Annotated in this window: 20 protein-coding genes and 1 pseudogene; 10 read left to right on the forward strand and 11 right to left on the reverse strand. The window is 59.3% G+C overall.

Annotation, left to right across the window (positions count from 1 at the left end; translation table 11 throughout):
* Positions 1 to 122: 122 nt before the first annotated feature.
* On the forward strand, positions 123 to 1196 hold the full coding sequence (locus FH08_RS0141750; protein WP_031364051.1) for an NAD(P)/FAD-dependent oxidoreductase: 1074 nt from the start codon (positions 123 to 125) through the stop codon (positions 1194 to 1196).
* Between the two features lie 78 nt (positions 1197 to 1274).
* Here the strand turns inward: FH08_RS0141750 and FH08_RS0141755 are convergent, their stop codons facing one another.
* The gene (locus FH08_RS0141755; protein ID WP_160172552.1) at positions 1275 to 1727 is read right to left on the reverse strand and encodes a nuclear transport factor 2 family protein; all 453 of its coding nucleotides are present in this window, start codon (positions 1725 to 1727) and stop codon (positions 1275 to 1277) included.
* A 111-nt stretch (positions 1728 to 1838) separates the two neighbouring features.
* Here FH08_RS0141755 and FH08_RS0141760 point away from each other — a divergent pair, with 111 nt between their 5' ends.
* Positions 1839 to 2456, forward strand: a complete 618-nt coding sequence (locus FH08_RS0141760) for a TetR/AcrR family transcriptional regulator (protein ID WP_031364053.1) — start codon at positions 1839 to 1841, stop codon at positions 2454 to 2456.
* A gap of 127 nt (positions 2457 to 2583) precedes the next feature.
* The gene (locus FH08_RS0141765) at positions 2584 to 3282 is read left to right on the forward strand and encodes a glutathione S-transferase C-terminal domain-containing protein (RefSeq protein WP_031364054.1); all 699 of its coding nucleotides are present in this window, start codon (positions 2584 to 2586) and stop codon (positions 3280 to 3282) included.
* Here the strand turns inward: FH08_RS0141765 and FH08_RS0141770 are convergent, their stop codons facing one another.
* The 4 genes from FH08_RS0141770 to FH08_RS0141790 all read right to left on the reverse strand — a co-directional run bounded on the left by FH08_RS0141770 (position 3283) and on the right by FH08_RS0141790 (position 6801).
* Positions 3283 to 4041, reverse strand: coding sequence for an alpha/beta hydrolase (locus FH08_RS0141770; RefSeq protein ID WP_235210668.1), 759 nt, complete (start codon positions 4039 to 4041; stop codon positions 3283 to 3285). It lies immediately after the preceding gene.
* 134 nt (positions 4042 to 4175) lie between these two features.
* Complete coding sequence (locus tag FH08_RS0141775) at positions 4176 to 5537, reverse strand: ATP-binding protein (RefSeq protein WP_051888934.1); 1362 nt, start codon at positions 5535 to 5537, stop codon at positions 4176 to 4178.
* Positions 5534 to 6247 (reverse strand): response regulator, encoded by a 714-nt coding sequence (locus FH08_RS0141780; protein WP_031364057.1) that lies wholly within the window; start codon positions 6245 to 6247, stop codon positions 5534 to 5536. Before FH08_RS0141780 ends, FH08_RS0141775 begins: the two co-directional genes overlap by 4 nt.
* Before the next feature lie 248 nt (positions 6248 to 6495).
* Positions 6496 to 6801 (reverse strand): hypothetical protein, encoded by a 306-nt coding sequence (locus FH08_RS0141790; protein ID WP_031364058.1) that lies wholly within the window; start codon positions 6799 to 6801, stop codon positions 6496 to 6498.
* Between the two features lie 415 nt (positions 6802 to 7216).
* Between FH08_RS0141790 and FH08_RS0141795 the strand changes: the two genes are divergently transcribed.
* The 5 genes from FH08_RS0141795 to thpR all read left to right on the forward strand — a co-directional run bounded on the left by FH08_RS0141795 (position 7217) and on the right by thpR (position 10022).
* Entirely contained in the window at positions 7217 to 7543 is a 327-nt protein-coding gene (locus tag FH08_RS0141795; protein ID WP_031364059.1) for a hypothetical protein, read from the forward strand.
* A 152-nt stretch (positions 7544 to 7695) separates the two neighbouring features.
* The gene (locus FH08_RS0141800; RefSeq protein WP_031364060.1) at positions 7696 to 8418 is read left to right on the forward strand and encodes a carbonic anhydrase; all 723 of its coding nucleotides are present in this window, start codon (positions 7696 to 7698) and stop codon (positions 8416 to 8418) included.
* A gap of 73 nt (positions 8419 to 8491) precedes the next feature.
* A complete protein-coding gene (locus FH08_RS0141805; protein WP_031364061.1) occupies positions 8492 to 8812 on the forward strand; it encodes a DUF190 domain-containing protein in 321 nt (106 codons plus the stop codon).
* Between the two features lie 186 nt (positions 8813 to 8998).
* Positions 8999 to 9379, forward strand: a complete 381-nt coding sequence (locus FH08_RS0141810) for a DUF190 domain-containing protein (protein WP_031364062.1) — start codon at positions 8999 to 9001, stop codon at positions 9377 to 9379.
* Between the two features lie 49 nt (positions 9380 to 9428).
* The gene (gene thpR, locus FH08_RS0141815) at positions 9429 to 10022 is read left to right on the forward strand and encodes an RNA 2',3'-cyclic phosphodiesterase (protein WP_031364063.1); all 594 of its coding nucleotides are present in this window, start codon (positions 9429 to 9431) and stop codon (positions 10020 to 10022) included.
* Between the two features lie 86 nt (positions 10023 to 10108).
* On the opposite strand, the gene FH08_RS53810 is transcribed toward thpR, so the two are convergent.
* From FH08_RS53810 to FH08_RS0141835, 4 genes are all read right to left on the reverse strand, one after another.
* The gene (locus FH08_RS53810) at positions 10109 to 10345 is read right to left on the reverse strand and encodes an energy transducer TonB (RefSeq protein ID WP_235210669.1); all 237 of its coding nucleotides are present in this window, start codon (positions 10343 to 10345) and stop codon (positions 10109 to 10111) included.
* A 478-nt stretch (positions 10346 to 10823) separates the two neighbouring features.
* Positions 10824 to 11222 carry an ExbD/TolR family protein gene (locus FH08_RS0141825; protein ID WP_031364065.1) on the reverse strand — a complete coding sequence of 133 codons (399 nt, stop codon included), beginning with the start codon at positions 11220 to 11222 and terminating at the stop codon, positions 10824 to 10826.
* Positions 11219 to 11824 (reverse strand): MotA/TolQ/ExbB proton channel family protein, encoded by a 606-nt coding sequence (locus FH08_RS0141830; RefSeq protein WP_031364066.1) that lies wholly within the window; start codon positions 11822 to 11824, stop codon positions 11219 to 11221. Before FH08_RS0141830 ends, FH08_RS0141825 begins: the two co-directional genes overlap by 4 nt.
* 33 nt (positions 11825 to 11857) lie before the next feature.
* Positions 11858 to 14212: a TonB-dependent receptor gene (locus FH08_RS0141835; protein WP_031364067.1), complete on the reverse strand. Its 2355-nt coding sequence runs from the start codon at positions 14210 to 14212 to the stop codon at positions 11858 to 11860.
* A gap of 252 nt (positions 14213 to 14464) precedes the next feature.
* On the opposite strand from FH08_RS0141835, the pseudogene FH08_RS54545 reads away from it, so the two are divergent.
* Positions 14465 to 14560 (forward strand): annotated as a pseudogene (locus FH08_RS54545) (GTP-binding protein); the annotation flags it as partial.
* Positions 14561 to 14899: 339 nt separating this feature from the next.
* On the opposite strand, the gene FH08_RS0141840 reads toward FH08_RS54545, so the two are convergent.
* On the reverse strand, positions 14900 to 15679 hold the full coding sequence (locus tag FH08_RS0141840) for a DUF1223 domain-containing protein (RefSeq protein WP_035568595.1): 780 nt from the start codon (positions 15677 to 15679) through the stop codon (positions 14900 to 14902).
* Between the two features lie 493 nt (positions 15680 to 16172).
* Between FH08_RS0141840 and FH08_RS0141845 the strand changes: the two genes are divergently transcribed.
* On the forward strand, positions 16173 to 17774 hold the full coding sequence (locus FH08_RS0141845) for an MFS transporter (protein ID WP_031364069.1): 1602 nt from the start codon (positions 16173 to 16175) through the stop codon (positions 17772 to 17774).
* Positions 17775 to 17792: 18 nt separating this feature from the next.
* Here FH08_RS0141845 and FH08_RS0141850 read toward each other — a convergent pair whose 3' ends face one another.
* Positions 17793 to 18434: a DUF1109 domain-containing protein gene (locus FH08_RS0141850; RefSeq protein WP_031364070.1), complete on the reverse strand. Its 642-nt coding sequence runs from the start codon at positions 18432 to 18434 to the stop codon at positions 17793 to 17795.
* Positions 18435 to 18454 lie beyond the last annotated feature (20 nt).

Genomic DNA, 18454 nt, shown 5'->3' on the forward strand with positions numbered 1-18454 from the left:
CTTTACCCCTTTCAAACGCTGCCCACGCCGCCGGTGGTGTCTTCGTTGCCGTGGTGCGGCAGGTTCTGTATGGTGAGTCAACAGATGCAGCGCTCCCGGCTGCATGACACCACGGATACCGAATGACTTCCGATGCAGACATCCTAGTAGAGGCATCAACATCCCCAATACGAACCGATGTCCTGATCGTCGGCGCGGGGCCTGTAGGCCTCTTCGCGGCATTCGAGGCAGGAGTGATCGGGTTATCGTGTCAGATCGTCGATACGCTTGAACGGATCGGCGGCCAATGCATTGAGTTGTACCCGGACAAGCCCATCTACGATATCCCCGCCATTCCGTCGTGCACCGCACGCGAACTGGTCGACCGGCTGATGGAGCAATGTCGCCCTTTCAATGTCCCGATTCACTTAGGTCAACGAGTCGAAACTGTTCAGCAGCGCGAAGACGGCCGCTGGACGGTCACGACAGGTCAAGGCCTCGTCTTCGATACCGCCGCGATCATGCTGGCCGCCGGTAACGGAGCGTTCATACCGCAACGCCTGGCACTTCCCGAAGCGACATCGCTTGAAGACAGCCATGTCCACTACAGCGTGCGCAATCTCGCCGATTTCGCCGATAAAACCGTGATAGTCGCCGGCGGCGGCGACTCCGCACTCGATTGGGCGCTGGCCCTGCGCAAGGTGGCGCGCCGAGTCGTGCTGGTGCATCGGCGCAATGGGTTCAGCGCGGTGGCATCGAGTGTCGATGAGATGAGGCGCGCGGTTGATGCCGGGGAAATGGAGTTCATGGTCGGTTCTATCGCCGCGCTGGCAGCACCCGAAAACAAGCTGGCATCGATCGAGATCCGGCAGATTGGCGGAGCCGCGCAGATCGATGCGGATCATCTTGTGGTGCTGTATGGTCTGGTCGCGGACCTGGGACCGATCGCGAGCTGGGGTTTGAAAATCATCGGTGGACGGGTGGATGTGGATACCTCGAACTACGAGAGTTCACAACCGGGGATCTTCGCGGTGGGCGACATCGCGAATTATCCGAACAAGCAAAAGCTGATCCTTTCGGGCTTTCACGAGGCGTCGCTGGCGCTGAGGAAAGCGTACGCCTATGCGTATCCCGACAAGAAGCGGGTGCATGTCCATTCCAGTTACGACGCAGGGCTGGCCGAGCGGATTGCGTCCGGTTCGATGCATCAGGAGTGAGATCCCGCTGCCGTGTGATGGGAAACGGGAAACGGGAAACTGGAAATGCCGGCGTACATCAGCAGCGTTCGTCTCAACCTAGGACCCAGCTTGCCCCGCAATCGCCGCGATTCTTTCCGCGAGTCCGCGCGTGTCCCAATACACGCGTCCTTCGATCATACGGTCGTCCTGTAGGCAAAAGCGATCCACCCCTGTCCAGCTAAGCGGTTGACCCGCAACGGTCGCGCTCGCCCGCCATTCCACCAGCACCGCATTCTCCGTGGGCGCCCATCGCTCGACGGCGATTCTTAAGTCGGGCATCCGCTGCAGCACCTGCCGAAAGAGCTCGACTACATCCTCCCGATTACCCGGCGTCTTCATCGGCGGGATCAGATTTTGAGTGTCTGGATGCATCAGGTCGCGAAGATCATCTGCTTGCGGCTGATCCCAGCGTTCTGCGAATCGTCCAACAATATCTCGCGCGGCGGCCAGTTGCCCGGACGTAGGCGGCACGTAACGCGCGGCGGCGTCAAGGCGGATTGCTTCTGTCATGAGTTGCTCCATGTCGGCGCTGCGGAGACACACCCAGTGCGGTCTCATTTCACATACACCGTGTATGTAACATACCATGAGAATTAAAAAGACGTCGGGTACACTAAAACGATGAACCAGCCCACGCCCATCAAGACACGCCGCGAGGAGTACGCCGATCAGACCCGTTCGGCATTGCTCGCGGCCGCTCGCACGATCTTCACGACCCAGGGTTACAGCCAAGCGAATGTCGGCGAGATTGCCGAGATTGCGCGTGTGACACGCGGCGCTTTCTATCACCACTTCGACGACAAGCAAGCGCTCTTCGAAGCGTTGGTCGTGTCGCTCCAGGCGGCTGCCGCGGAGCAGATCCGGGCGCACGCGGTGGCGGAGCCGAACGTCGAAGCGCGTGTGATGGCGGGTGCCGCCGCTTTTCTCGATAGTTGTATGGAACCCGCCTACCGGCGGCTGGTGATCCAGGACGCGCCGGCGGTTCTCGGTGAGTTGCGTTGCCGCGAGATCAGCGAGGCTTACCCATACGGCTTGCTGATAGCCGCGGTGACGGAGCTCAGGAAGGCGGGGCGCCTTGACTGTGAGAACCCGTACCTGGTGGCAAGAATGATCGGTTCGATGATCTGTGAGGCCGCGTTGCTGCTGGATGGAGCGGGGTCATCGGAGCAGGAACTGAAGCAACAGGCATTGGCGATCGTCGCCCGGGTATTTGCTGCGTTCTCCAGTCCGCCCGCTTGAGCGATTGGCAGCGGCGTGCACGAGCACGGTACAAGCTCCCGAGCGATGTCCGGTTGCTCGTCAGGCCGGCTGGAATAAACTGGGAACACTCACGTCCGCCACGTAGCATCTTTTCAGGGAGCGTTGCATGATCACTCTCTTTTCATACCCGGGACTGTTCGGTCTCGAAGACAACAATCCCTATGGTCTGAAGATATTCGCGTTCCTCAAGCTCTGCGGTTTGCCGTTCGAGCATCGGCACATTCTCGATACAGGATCTGCGCCTCGCGGGCAGCTTCCCTACGTGACCGATGACGAGGCATCGATCGGCGACAGCGACGCCATCATTGCTTATCTCAAGCGCAAGTACGGCCTGGATATTGATCACGCACTGACGCCCATCCAGCATGACCTGGACTTTCTGATCAGGCGAGCGCTCGACGATTTGTATTGGGTCATGTCGTATTCACGCTGGAGCGATCCGCGTTTCTGGCCGGTCTTCAAGGACGCGTTTTTGTCGACACATCCGGGCATCACTGCAGACAGTCTCGACGCGGCGAGGCAATACAACTTCGAGCGGTATCGATATCAAGGCATCGGTCGCTTTGAAACCGGCGAGGTCTACGCGCGAGGCATCGCTGATTTGACGGTGATTTCGAACTTGCTTGGCGACAATGAATTCCTGTTCGGTGCGCAGCCTGCGAGTATCGATGCCGCCGTGTATGGCTTCGTGGCAAACATTTTTTTCTACGATATTGACACGCCGCTCAAGCAGTTTGTTTTGACACGACTGGATCTTGTGCGGCACTGCCGTGCGGTTCGTGCGGTGATAGACAAGCCGGCCTGACTACGACGCATACCGAAGCAATTTGGCGGCAAGCGCTGCGGGCGCGCTGATCATCGCGTCGTGTCCGGTTGCTATCTCGTCCCATGTCCAATGCTCTTGAGCACGGACGAAATCGCGGCTGGATTGCAGCGGCTCGTACACCGGATCGACACACTGGATGTACACCTTCGGGATCGTGCCGCCCACGGGCTCGTTGAGCGTGATGGGGTCATCGAAGGTCTTCAGCGGATGCGGCGTGCAATTACGTTCCAGCAGCGCCACCTGGGCGGGTTCGAACACACCGAATGCACTCGCGGGCGGCACCGGTATGGAGAGGCCGCCGCTGCTTTTGTTCGATAGCGCGATGCGTTGCGCCACGATCTCGGGCGCGAGTCGGGAGAACGCCGTCTGTCCGTGCTCGAGCACGACGGCATCAAGAAAGACAAGTTGCCGGATGCGCTGAGGCACGCGATCCGCTGCACCGGTGATCGGCAGTCCGCCGAAACTGTGGCCGACCAGAACGACGTCGGTCAGGTCTTCGTACTCGAGGACATTGACGACGTCCTGGATAAACACGCTGAGATCAATAGCCTTCGAAAGCAGATGCGCACGTTCACCAAGGCCGCTGAGGGTGGGGGTAAAGACCTGATGCCCCTGCGCGCGCAAGATTCGAGCGACGGCATTCCAGCACCATCCGCCGTGCCAGGCGCCGTGAACCAGCACGTAGGTTGCGCCTTCGCGGGCAGTCATTGCATCGATCAGATTGTCTGGGGTAGCCAAGTTCGTCCTCGTCTTCGTCTCTGTCGCTGTTGATAAAGCGTTGCGCAGCGCGATCGTCTCAACCGCGTCCAGACGGAAATAGTACGCGCAACGCCGTGCTCGATGCGCGGCAGCCGCTTCGCTTGCGAGGGCTTTTAAACCGCGCCACGTCCCTCTTGCTGCCTCATGGTCAACGAGACGACAGCCGCAAACCCGCCGCCTTCGCGTTGCGCTAATTGAAGCTCACCGCCATGGAGCTTCGCGATCCTTTCGACGATAGCCAGACCCAACCCGGTACCTCCCGGATGCTTGCCCGTCGATCGCCCCCGCTTGAACGGTGCTTTCAACGCATTCAGATCGCCTTCATTCACGCCTTTGCCGCGATCGGCGATCTCCACGTACGCGGTGTGAATGACATCGTCGGTCCACGTCCGCACCGACAAACCCACGCGGCCATAAAGCACCGCGTTCTGCATCAGGTTCATCAGCACGCGCATGACGCTGATAGGACGAAACGCGAACGGTTGCAGGTCGCCGAGAGCGAGTTGGAACACGTGACCGAGACCCGCGAAGTCGGCGGCAAGATTGCTCACGAGCGCATTCAGATCACTGACCTCGGCCACCTCCCGCGTGCCGCTGCCGGCATAGTCCATGAACTGCTGGAGAATGGCGTCGATCTGATCGAGATAATGATCCGTCGATACCGCGAGTTCATCGTGTTCTTCCGATGGCGTTGTCATGGCTACCGCGAGACGCAGCTTGGTCAATGGCGTGCGGATATCGTGGGAGATACCGGCGAGCATCAGCGAACGGGTCGCATCGGCTTCCTGCAACGCGTGGACCATCTGGTTGAAAGCGACGCTTACCTGCGCGATCTCGGTCGGTCCATCCACACGTAGTGCCTGATGCGCGTCTCCCGAGCTCAAACGGCGCGCTGCGTTGGCGAGATCGCCCAACGGCCGGTTGATGTGGCGCTGGATCAGGTAGGCGGTGACGATGGCAAGTCCACCAAGCGCAAGCGACAGTGCGATTGCCGAGAGCGCGCCGTCGTTGTGCGCGGCCTCAGGAACGGGCAGGGCGATCCAGTAAGGCTCAAGACCCAGATGCGCGCGAAGCCAAAGCCGTTGTTCGCCTTCTGTTTGCCATTGAACCTCCATGTTCGCGGGCAGATGCTGGCGCAAGGTATCGATAAAAACATCGCGCTGATAAGTCCGATAAAAATTACGCCATGTCACCGCAGGTTCCGAGGCGGCGCCGACAGGGAATTCTCGCTTGGCTTCGAAGCGAACCGCGAGTCCTTTTTGCGCGTCCGGCGCCGTGGTCTTCAACAGGTCATCCAGCGTTTGCACGTAGATCGCGAAAGTTTCGGCGGCGCGTTCGATCCGCGGTCTCTGGACGAAGTGGAATAATACGCTTAACGAACTAATTTGACTGACAATGACCAGCGCCACCAGCAGCGCGATATTACGTGCGAACAACGAGCGCGGTAGCGTGATCTGGCTCATCCGCCGGCTCACGATTCGACTTCCGCGACCAGCATGTAGCCCACGCCCCACACCGTCTTGACGAAGCGCGGTTTCGACGGATCGGCTTCCACGATCTGCCGCAGCCGCAGTACCTGCACATCGATACTGCGATCAAGCGCATCGTGGTCGCGTCCGCGTGAGCGGGCGATCAGGTTGTCGCGACTGACGGGCCGGTTCGGTGAGGCACCCAGCGCGTTCAATAGCAGCATCTGGGTAGAATGAATCTCGAACACCTCGCCCGACTTGTACAGACGCTGTTTGCCGAGATCGAGGCAATAGTCGCCGAAACGCACGGTCTGCGACCTGAGTACAGGTTCGCCTGCAGCAATCTTTTGGCGTCTCAGCAGCGCGCGGACGCGTGCAACGAGTTCGCGCGGCAGGAACGGTTTGGCGAGGTAGTCGTCGGCGCCGGTTTCGAGACCAATGACCTTGTCGACGGGATCGCCTTTAGCCGTGAGGATAAGAATGGGCAGCGTCTGGCCTTCGGCACGCAAGCGCCGGCAGACCGACAGCCCATCCTCCTGATCCATCATCAGGTCGAGGATCAGCAAATCGAAGGGCTCGCGCTGCAGATAGCGATCAAGCCGCTTGCTGTCGGCGACTACGCGGACTTCGAATCCGTGACTGCTCAGGAAACGCTGCAGCATATTGCGCAATTCGGCTTCATCGTCGAGAACGATGATCTTCGGCTGACTCTCCATTCATGTCTCCTTCAATGCGTCGGACGGTCGGGCTTCTTGATGTTCGCCAAGCCTCTGTAGCAGTGCTTGGGCCGGCAGACTTTCAGACCACGGGTTCAGCACGCTCGCCTCCAGCTGCTTCAAGCAAGGCGCAAGCGTCAGGATGAACGCCACGCTGGCTGCAGGAAGAAGGCAAAGCGCTCCTCAGTTCAAAAACAATAGTCCAGTACGCACAGAACAAAAAGCTTCTACCTCTTGTCGCGTCGCCGTCAGTGCGATGTCGCGCGCTGCTGCATGAATTGCTCGATCTGCGGCAGCGTGATGTAGCCGGCTTTTTGCGTGTCGATCTGATCGAAGTTCTGCGCGACCATTGGCATGCCTTGCGCTGCTTGCGCCTGGGTCAGCTTGCCGTCGTGCGTGGTGTTGGCGGCAGCAAAGCGCGCCTGCAGTTGCTGCATTGCGCGCTCCATGCGTTGCGGGCTGACCGTGGTTTGCGGCGCGGTTTGCGCCATGGCGCCCGCGCTGGCGAAGGAGGCGGCGATGGACAGGACGAAGACGGCAATCGTATTTTTCATGGGGTGCTCCAGTGAATTCCAGTGAATGAAGGGTTCGTTTGCCATCGGTTGCGAGCGTCTGTGTTTTGCCGTTTGAAGCGGCCCTGACTGATGGCAGACCGAAGCTTATCGACCGGCACCGGAAAATGAATGACAAACCGGCTACGAATCATGTCGCCGCATGTCACGCATGGGACTCGTGAACTAAGCATCTGCTCCCTACAAAAATGTTCGCTCCGGCGTCCGAGCGCCGATGGTCCGTGACATCGAATGAAATATGTTTTGACGTGGCTTTCAAGCTCTCTTTGCGTATCTTTCGGTGGTCGGCGCTACGAGCGCTTTAACGGATTCGCAAGGCGCTCAAGCAATGCGAATGATCCGGCGGAACGGCTTCCAAAGAAGACGAGACCTGCCGATCGAATCGAAGGGAGTTCACATGAATATTCGTCTTATCAGTGCATCCGCCGCCACCGCTCTAGGCCTCATGATTTCCACCGGCGTTGAAGCCCGGACATTGGTTGTCTACGCAGGACCAGCGGTGGTTTATGTGCCGCCGCCGCGGCCTGTCTATTACGCTGTACCTGTTCATCATAGGTATGTCGCGGTGGTGCGCCCGGCCCCTGTTGTTGCGGTTCCAGTCCACGTGCCCGCGCCGAAGCCAGTGGTCTATGTGCCGGTGCAGCGCAGCTACGCTGCCGTGCCTGTGGCGTACGTAAGGTACGCACAACCCGTCATGGTGGTTCCCGTCGCCGGGATGCAATGAGCGAGTGGAAGTTGCCGGTACGGCGGTGATTAAAGCGCGATGTGGCGAAGAATACGTTCGCCCGGACGCGGTTGGCGCACTATCGAGGAGCGTGGGACGTGGATCAACGTCCGGCGATGGTGCGGCATTTATTCCTCTGGAGGAGGTGATCCATGTGCGTTGATTCGATGTGTTCTTTGTCGCGGCGGCGCGCCTTGTTCGCCGGTGTGGCGTCCGCGACTCTTGCTGCGTTTTCGTTGAAGGATGCGCGTGCAGATGAACCTTCAACGGGGCCTGGTCCCAACGCGATTGCACCCTCGGATGCACTTGCTCGTTTGCTGCAGGGCAACAATCGATATGCCGCCAATACGCCTGCAAACAAGGACTATTCTGCTGGCCGGGCAGCACGCGTCACAGCGCAATACCCCTTTGCGGCGATTGTCGGTTGCGCGGATTCGCGGGTGGCGCCGGAATTGGCGTTCGATCAAGGCCCGGGTGACTTGTTCGTCGTCAGGGTCGCCGGCAATTTCGTCAACGACGATGGACTCGCCAGCCTGGAATACGGAGTGAAGTTCCTGGGTGTACCGTTGATCATGGTGCTCGGACATACAAATTGCGGCGCGGTCTCCGCCGCAGTCAAGGCGATCCGCGAACATGCCGTCCTGCCCGGCCATTTACCCGAACTGGTCAGGGCGATCAGGCCGGCCGTCGAGATTGCCAGAACGCACGGGCACGGCGATCTGGTGGCGGACGCCACGATCGAAAACGTGCGGCTGAATGCCAACCGCTTGAGGGTCTCGCAGCCGCTGATCGGAGAGTATGTGAAGGCGGGCAAGGTGCAGGTGGTCGGAGCGATCTACGATCTCGCTTCGGGGAAAGTCCGGATGGTGGATTGAAACGATCGCGCGGGTTTAAGCGGGTCAACGATGCATCGACGATCGTATGAGCACCAGTCGAGCGGAGGATCTCATGAAAGGCAGTCAGCTTGCGGTCTATGCCGCGACGCAGGGTCATCGCATGCATCACCTGACGGTGGTCGACTGGATCCTTGAAGAGACCAGGAAGATCGGCATTGTGGGGGCGACGGTCGTCGAGGTTACCGAAGCTATCGATATGCTCGGCAAGTATCATGCTGCGCGGTTTTTCGAACTGGCTGATCAACCGGTCGTGGTGACGGTCGTTGCGGAAGATGCGCAGATCGACGCGCTGCTCGCGAGCCTCAGGCAAGGCGGCGCGAAGCTGTCCTATACGCGTGCTCCGATCGAGTATGAGGTGCTGGGGGAACCGTGAGAATCAGCCGGTTGCTGCATTGCGCCAAGCGTGACGGTATTAAGGACGTGACCTACAATTAAGTATCGTGCGATTTATCGCCAGCGTCACGCAGTCGATCTGTTTTAATCTGCGCGGCGAGTGTACGCATGAAGTTTGTAAGGGCGGCGTTCGGTCAGCACTCGGAATGTCGCCGTGGAGGTCGGTATGAACGGCTATCAACTGACGTTCTACACTGAGCAGAATCGCAAATGCGGTCATCTGACGTTTTGTGAATGGCTTCTGCAAGAGGTTCGCAAACGCGGTATTCGAGGGGCGACCGTCATCAGTGCAGCGGAAGGCATCGGGCACGCAGGTGCTCATCATGCCGCGCATATTCTTAAACTCGCTGACCAGCCCGTGCAAGTCATTCTGGCAGTGACCGAGCATGAAGCCGACGAAATACTGGAAGTGGTGCGTGCACAGCACGTGCATGTTTTCTACACGCGCGCGCCCATCGAATTCGGGTTGCTAGGTGATGAACCGCCACCGAAGAAAGCGAAAACGTTTTTCCGGTTTCGTCGGCCGACGAGTAGTAGGCTGGGGTGATGGGAGCGTTGGTTAAAGCTGGAACTCGAGCCGTGGGCGTGACAAGCGTATGCCAGAGCATCTAGTGCCGCCGGGATTAGACGCAATACCTGCGCCGTTGCCGGTTGAGCGTCATCGCCTATTCTTCGCGATTGTGCCGGACCCGGATACGGCTTTGAATATCGAACGGTTGGCACAACGTCTGCGTGTCGAACATGGCTTGCAAGGAAAGCCGCTTCCGACTGCACACTTTCACGTGACAGTGCATTTCATCGGTATCCACGATAAGTTCTTTGAGCGTGTCGCATCTTGGGCACAAGCCGCTGCTTCCACCATTTCAATGCCTGCATTCGACGTTGCGTTTGATCATGCCGCCAGTTTTCACCGGACGGCCCGCGATCGGCCTGTCGTGCTACTTGGAAGCGAAGGCATCGCTGCGCTAAAGGAGTTCCACGGCATTCTCGGCGCGACGTTGGCGAAGGCGGGATTTAATCTAAAACCGTCAAGTTTCACGCCACATGTGACCTTGCTTTACGACAAGCTCGAAGTCGCCGAACGAACTATCGAACCGGTTCGCTGGACCGCGCGCGAGTTTGTTCTGGTTGATAGCAGGGTCGGTAAAACGCAGCACGTGCAGCTTGCGCGATGGCCGCTTACGGTGTGAGTTGAGGCATAGGCAGAAACCTTGATCCTGAAGACGGCCGCTTGCCAATCCATAGTGCGCTCGCGGCTCGCGCCGAGGGCATGGGCTTAACTGACGTTGAAATGCACACGCACGTCCTGATGACTTTCCACGGGATGTCCTCCTTGCATCGCGGGGAAAAAACGCCATTTTCGCAGCGTTTCAATCAGTAGCGCGTTCAGGCGAGGGTTCTGCGTGGGCTTCGAAAGTTCTACTTCAATCGTTCCATCCGCGTGGATATCGAAACGCGCGATGGCGATCATCTGATAGGCATCTTCACGAAGATCGTCAGGAAGTGAAGGCATTGGTTGACTGATGGCACGTGCGGCGGAACCCTCAGGCGTGGCTGCCGCATTGCTCGGCGATGCGGAAGATGACGCCGTAACAGTTGCAGTAGATATCGCCGAGGGGCGTGCCTCCGGTTGCGCTGGCGGTGCCGGTTGGTCCGTTTTCGCAATCAAGTGCTCCTGGGTCGGGTGCTGGATTTCGTGCGGTTTCGTCACTCGGGCGGGCGTTGGATCTCGTCGTGCGTGCGCTTGCGGGGTGACTGGCGCAGGAGCCGTCGAAGGGGCAACTGCATGCGTATTGGCGGGAGGCGCGGCCAGTTCGACAAGACGCATCTCCATAGTCGCTTGTACCGGGGCAGCGACGCTCGGCAGAGGCCGCAAGAGCGGGTTCACGATCTGGGTCAGCAGAACGGCCCAAAGGCCAAACGCAATCAAAAGGGCCACGCTAAATCTGAGTCGTGGCGCATCCATCAAATCTGCACGTCTCCCCATCCCGCTACTCACGATTTATCGCTATCAGGAAATGCTCCGCGCCCGCGCGGCGTGCGGCCAGCATGGCCTGAACGACGGCTCCTTGCGCCGCGGCGTGGTCCGCGGCAATGATTACGTTCCGGTCCGGTTTGAGAAGCCGCCTGACGCCGGCTTCCACCTGATCGAGACGCACGGGCTGTCGATTCAAAAAGACCGTGTTCGTGCGATCGACCGCGAGCGTCAACGGTTGATCCACGGACATCTGCTGCGCCTGTCCCCTCGGCAAATCGACCCTGACTGCATCCAGCCGTTGCATAGCCAGCGACGCCAGCATGAAGGTGGCGAGCAGAAAGAACATCACGTCGATCATCGGAATGATCTCGATGCGCCCACGCTTCGACGCCCGCGAGCGCCGGAACTTCATTGCGCATCTCCGGCCATCGCCCCAGCGCTTTCGGCCTTGAGCCGAATCTCGCTGAGGCGCTCGTTGGCGTGCACTTCGAGGTCATCGATCAGGCGTTCAAGGCGTCGCGAGAAATAGTTGAATGCGAAAAGCGCGAACAACGCGACGACCAATCCGATAGCCGTGGCCACCAGCGATTGCGCCACGCCACCGGTCACACCGCCAGGATTAACCAGGCCATTGCCTCCGAATAGCTGGAACGAATGCATCATTCCGACAATGGTCCCCAGCAACCCGAGCAGGGGCGCGGCCGTCACGATAGTCTCCAACACCCAGAAGCCGCGGCTCATGTCACGTTCGATACGCGTGGCGACCGATTGCGCGCGGGCTTCGACCAACCATAACGGTGTGCCGGTTGGGGCTTCCACCGTTGCGTCGAGGCGCTTGAACGCGTGCTGAGCCGGCAGCGTGTTGGTGCCGGTTCCCGGCTGGCTTGCAAACCGAACGAACATATAAGCGCGATCGATTGCTATGGCGATCGCGAGCACGGCCAGCAGCGTGAGCGGGTACACCACCCAGCCACCGACTTGTGCCGCGGCAGTGATTCCTGCCCAATCCTGCATGATAAAAGCCTCTTCGCTAAGTAATCCGATTGATTAGAAATTCTTCGTGACGCCCGCGTACACGGCAATGTGCGGGCCATACTGCGGTGCACCCACGCCAATGCCGGAGCCGTCGCGCAACTCGTAGACGCGGTTGAACGCGTTGATGAGCAGGAGGCGCGCATCGAACTTGCCGATCAGCGGTTCGTTGAAGTTGAAGTGATGGATCACGCCGAGATTTACCTGCGTGTACACAGGCAAGCGGTCCGTGTTTGCGAAGCCGCTGCGCAAGCCGCTACCCACGATGCCATCGAAGGTGAAGGTGGTCTTACCCAGCTGGTAAGCGCCGCCGAACGACGCAGTCACACGCTGGTCGTGATCGAGGAACACATAGTGGTTGCTGATGAAAGCGAGTTCATCGGCGCTGAAATTAAACTGTGCTGAGTCTATGTCCTTGCCCTGCGCGCGGCTGAACGCGACGTTCATGTAGGCCGAAACATTGCCCTGCTTATAGTTGCTGGTGAATTCGACCCCGTAGACACGGCCGTATTGATAGTTGAAAGGCGTGAAGATCAGCGCAGTGCCGAATTGACCTTCGTCGAGGAGGTTCGTCGATTTCTTGTAGTACGCGTCGACGCCTACCGTGATAGTCGAGCTTAGCCGCTGCGTGACACCGAGATCGAAATAGTGGCTGCGTTCCGGTTGTACAGGATCGTTTTGGGTCGACGCCTGGGCGGTCGTACCGGCAAAGCGCGCGATATCTTCGCCCGATACAAGCTCGAATGCAGGCGGCGTGAAATAACGGGAATAACCGGCGTGAACCGTTGTTGAAGACGTCAACGCATAGACGAGGCCCACGCGTGGACTCAGCTGGCTTGCACTTACGTACTCGTCCATCTTGTCGTAGCGCAGGCCGTAGTTGATCGTGAGTTTGTCGGTCAGTTTCCACTCGTCCTGAACGTACGCGCTATATAGATAACCCGTCTTGCTGCTCGAATCAGGCACGTTGAACGGTTGATCGGAGAGCTGGTTACCGTCGGCATCGGCGGGGAAGACGCTCAGGTTGTTGTTGAAGATCGCGTGTTCCTGCTGGAACGAAATGCCCGCGCGAAGCGTGTGTTTATCGTTGAGCCGATAGGTCGTATCAGCCTGAACGCCGTTGGCGCTATCGCTGTGGAAATCATTCGCTGCCACGCCGTTGAACAGCAGGTCGCCCACCGGATCAGGATTGAATTGCGTACGCGAGTAGCGAGTAAAGAGCGCGACCTGATAGTCCAGCGCGCCGCCGTTGGTACCTTGCAGCGCGACGACCGCGAACTGGTTGAGTTCGGATTGTGTCTCGTTGAGCTTGCTCGAATCGAACGTGGTGTTGCCATTCAAAGTAAAGGCGGTCGGCAAGCCTGGTGTATTGGGAATCTCGAACTGGTTGCTGGTCGTGCCGAACATCAGGCTCACGCGCGTGAGCGGATTGATAATGTAGGACATCAGGCCGAACGCATCGCCCTGACGCGTGTGATCGTGAATCGGGCTCGCGCTTGAAGTCGGATTCTCGATGCCAAGATTGTTTTCGCCCAGCGAGCCGCTGAAATAGTAGCTGAACGGTCCCTGGTTGCCGAAGACGTCCGCGCTGGTCTTGATGGTCTGGTGACTGCCGCCGAAGACATCGATGGAACCGCCGTTGCCCTGGTCGCCGTTCTTCGTATGAATATCAACAATACCCGCCGTGCGGTCGCCGTATTGCGCGGGCAATGCTCCGGTCAGAAGATTGAGCTGGTCGATGATGCGCGTATCCAGCGACTGGCCGAATCCACTGATTGGCTCCGGAATGATGATGCCGTTGATACGGTATTGCAGGTTCGCGTGATCGCCGCGCACGTGCAGCTGGCCGTACGAGTCACTCGCCACGCCGGGCGCTTGTAGCAACACCTGGTTAAGCGGCGTGTCCTGGCCGGCGGGGAGGGTATCAATATCCGCCTGGCTGAAGCGATACACGCTGCTGCCCGTTTCAGGCAGCAGGCCGTTGCGTGCGCGATCGAGCCGCTTTGCATTGACCTGCACATCGATCGCGTCGCTCTTGCTGAGCGCCATCGACACCGACGCATCCACGCCCTCGCTCGCCGTCGCGATGCTGCTGCCGCTTGCGTAGCCCGGCGCCGCAACGACTACCGCGTAAGTTCCCGGCGCGACATGATGGACCGCGAAGTGTCCGGTACCGTCTGTGCTTGTGGCGCCAACGGACGCACCGCTGGCGTCTTGCAATGTCACGCTGGCGTTGGCGACGGGCTCGCCGGAACTATCGATGACGGAGCCTGATACGGCACCGTCCGGACCTGCGGCATAGGCCTGTCCTGCAACGATCTGTGCGAACAACAATAAGGCCCCGTGGGCGATGAGCGTACGATTTTTCATCGATTATTTTTCTGGAAGGGTTGTGTTGGATGTGCGCCGCCCGGCGACGTAATAGGGTCCCCGAGGACTGACCTTCGTTTGTAAAGAACGTAGTCCTAATCGATAGTGGACAGGCGCCAGGTGCAGACGTGACGAGCCGCGCGGCTGAAGCGGAGCGCGCGGAACGCCAGACGGATAAAAAGTTCTACAATTTACAAATGAAATGTTATAACATTCGTAACCAATTGTGCGAGAACTTTTTGGACGGAAAGAATGGACAAGCTACCGGTGACTGTTTTGTCGGGCTTCCTGGGCGCAGGAAAGAGCACGTTGCTCAATCACATCCTGAAGAATCGAGAGGGCAGGCGGGCGCCGTATGCCGGCACTGCGAGATGGGGTGGTGCTGGGCAGCCGTACCAAAAGCCTACTGGCCGGAAGAGCTGAATCGCTCAAATCGATCGATGATGAGTGGGACCCTCAAGTCGGCGACGCGCGGCAAGAGCTCGTGCTGATCGGCATTAAAATGGACGAAAGGACGTTACGACGCGCCTGGATGCGTGCCTGCTCAACGACGTGGAAATGGCGCAGGGTCCGCAAGCTTGGCAGTGATTCACGGACCCTTTTCCTACGTGGGATAACGACGCTCAGAACGCGGTATAAGCCGCGGCCCGGGTCGCCAATAGCACTAAGCATTTGTGCGTCAGAGCGTCAGCTGCCGCACGAGGACAGTTCTGCCACTTGCAGCACTTCCCCCGTTGCTCCGCGCTCGACGAATGCCACCACGCCTTCGTGGCCATCGGCAGACGCGTAGTCGCCGGTAATCACCGCGCGTCCGTCGACTATCCGGACCGGCCCGATCCAGCGACGCACCACGCGGTCGTGATGCAGTGTCGCTCCGCTGTTTTCTCCGCCTTTCACCGCGCTGACGAGCTGATTTTCGTACACCGCGGCGTACGCGACCGCATCGTCGGGAAGGTTCTGGCGAGCCGTGAATGCAGCGTCGAATGCGACATGGCCGGGCGCGGCAGGATGACCGCCAATGTGGATATCGGCGAGCGGGGTTTCGCTATTCAACTGTTGAATGCGGGACTCGAAGCTGGCGTTGCTCGACCAGCTTCGCAACTCGCGGCCGCCTACGAAAATCTCCGGCGTGTACACCACGTGGCCCCCGCCCGTGTAGGTCAGTTGTTGCTGTCGTGTAGTAAATGCGGCTTGCGCAAAGCGATCCTTCCACGCCCAGCTATCCCAGTAGTCCACATGCAGTGCCAGGGGTACGATCGTGCTGGTCTTGCGGGCATGATCGAGTTCGCTCAACCAGTTGTCGGCAGGCGGGCAACTGTTGCAACCCTCGCTCGTATAGAGTTCGACGAGCGCGGCGCGATGATCGGGGCTCGACGCGCTGCATGCGTTCGCGGACGCGGCGCTGGCCGTGGCGGTGGAGAAGGCAACGAGCAGCGCTGCGAGGGACAGTATCGATGAAGCACGCATGATGGGCTCCGAAGGTAAAAGGAAGGATGTCGTAGAACGTGACGCGGTTCGGCAGAACCGCGGTCACGGTCCATCGTCGTCAAGATTGACGAGCGTCGGTATTTATTCGCAGTTCAAATAAGGCTGGCGAATGCCTGATCAAGAAGTCGCGTCGCCTGATAGGTATTTCGTCGCTCCGTAAAAACCGGTTACAGCCAACGCGAAATTGGCTTGGTGCATCCGCAAGCTCGTGTGAAACGTATATAACACTGCGGTAATAAAAACTTCCGAGGGCAAGCCAAACACCAAGCGCGCCGGCCAGCGCACGGAAGATTCACAGGAAGTGAGCTGATACGTGTAACCGTATCGAATAGGTAACCGAACTACCAACATCACGGTTGCTGCCCATCTTGGCGTGCCTCACGACTTAACTTGCGCACGCACGCCGCCTGAGGCACGCTAACCCGGCGTAGACCGCCAGCACCGCAGTTCCCGACAGCATCAGGAGAACGCCATGACCCCGGACACCGCTGCACCCGCTGCACCTATTGAAGCTGGACAGTTGCTGCCGTTCCGCGAGTCGGTACTGGCGATGCTTGGCGTTTCATTTGTAGCGATGCTGGTCGCCCTCGATCAGACGATTGTGGGGACAGCGCTGCCACGTATAGTCGCCGATCTCAAGGGATTCGATCTGTATGCATGGGTCGCGACCGCGTACATGCTGACATCGGTCATCACGATCCCGATCTTCGGACGGCTAGGCGACTTGTTTGGCCGCAAGCCGTTCTTGATGGCCGCGATTATTCTCTTCACGATCGCATCGGTCATGTGCGGCATGGCGGGCAATATGATGTTCCTCGTGATCGCGCGCGGCTTGCAAGGGATCGGCGGCGGCATCCTGGTGGGCACGATGTTCGCCACGGTCGCCGATCTTTTTCCCGACCCGAAGCTTCGCCTGCGTTGGTTGGTGTTTGTCAGTTCGGCGTTTGCTTTAGCGAATATTGTTGGCCCGACGCTAGGCGGCGTGCTGACCCAGTACGGTGGCTGGCGGCTCGTGTTTTTCGTCAACTTGCCGGTGGGTATCGTCTCGTTGCTGTTCGTGCACGCTTTCCTGCCACATCTCCGGAGGCCGCGTTCAGCCGGCCCGGTAAAGCTGGACTGGGTTGGCGCGCTGGTGTTGGCGTCCACGTTCGGCGGGCTGCAACTGGTGATCGAATGGGTCCCGAATGAAGGAATCACACCCCTCACCTGTGCAGTAGGTCTCTTAACTCTAACCGGCGCAACGGTGCTGCTGTTCTGGGAAAAACGCATGACTTACCCGATCGTTCCCATCGACATGCTGCTGGATCGAAAGTTGGCGGCGTTGTTCGCGATGGCGGTGCTCGGTGGTTTCTCGCTCTTCTCGCTGGTCTTCTACGTGCCCTTGCTATTTCAAGGCGGCTTTGCGATGTCGCCGCATGACTCAGGCATGCTGATCACGCCGCTGCTGCTGGGTACGACGGTGGGCAGCGTGTTGAATAACCGGATCGTTACGCGCATCAGGCATGCGAATGGTGTGATGTATATCGGCTTTGCGCTGTTCGCGTGCGCCGCGCTTTGTCTCGTCGCGATCACGGGGACCGTGCCTCATCTTGTGTGGATGGCGTGCATGGGATTCAGCGGCGTCGGGCTGGGTCTGGTCGTGTCGAACCTCACGCTCTTTTCGCAGCAACTCGTGGCGCGCGACCATCTTGGCGCCGCGACGGCACTGCTGCAATCGCTGCGGTTGTTTGGCGGCATGCTTGGCACCGCCATGACGGGCGCTTTGCTCGGCCACCTCTATACGAGCGGCGTGCATCGGTCGCTGGATACGTATCAGGCGACGCAGTGGTTTAAGTCATTCGCGAGCCCTGAGTTGCTGATCGATCGTGCGGAACAGGCGGCGCTGATTGGTCGCCTGATCATGGCGGGTCATGCCGGCGACGCGATGATGCAGTCCGCGCGCGGTGCGTTGATCGAATCGATACACGTGGGACTTGGGCTAGCGGCTGCGGCAGCGATCGTAGGGCTTTGCCTTGCCTGGTTCGTGCCGCCAGTGCGGGTTGATCGGCTGGATACGGGGACCCGTACGCGGTAGAAGCTCCATCTGCACGACTTACCAGCGCAGCACTCTGGGCCCTATCAAAGCACCAAGGACGGTCGGGACCGCCATGCCCAGCACATACCACACGCCCCAGAACGGCACGGTCATCTCCACGCAATAGAGCGTATAAACGAGCACCGCTTGCGCGCCGCTTAGCAGGCCGGCTGCCGCGCCCGCAACAACCGGCCGCGTTGGCGCCAGCCCTTTCATGGCCCAGAACACAGCGACAAACGTGGGTACTGACAAGATCACGATATTCATCGTGCAGACTTGCCAGGTTCTGCCAAGCACAAGCTGAAGCCGGAGCGTGGGCGGAGCCGCAACCATCACAACCAGCGCCGTCAGCCAGATCAGCACGAGCGGAATGGCGAGCGTGACCCAGGCCATTGTCGTGTCCGCGCCTGGACGTGATAGCCGCATCGCGACGAAAAGCGACGCGCCTACGACCGCGAGCGGGAACGCAACCTTCAGCCAGAAGAGGGGAGTGGTCAGCATTTGCGGCATGTCGCCGCGCACGCCGTAGATGGCGACGACCATGCAGGTAGCGCCGGATAATCCAAAGAACAGGGCGGTTGTGAAGCGTCGCGCGATGACATGCGGATGGGTCGGGACGATGCCTGTTGCAAGCATCGATACGAACTCGCTGGTTTTCATGACCACTCCGCTGATAAGGA

It is taken from the genome of Caballeronia sordidicola (assembly GCF_000729995.1).
In the GTDB taxonomy this organism is placed as follows: Bacteria; Pseudomonadota; Gammaproteobacteria; order Burkholderiales; family Burkholderiaceae; genus Caballeronia; species Caballeronia sordidicola_A.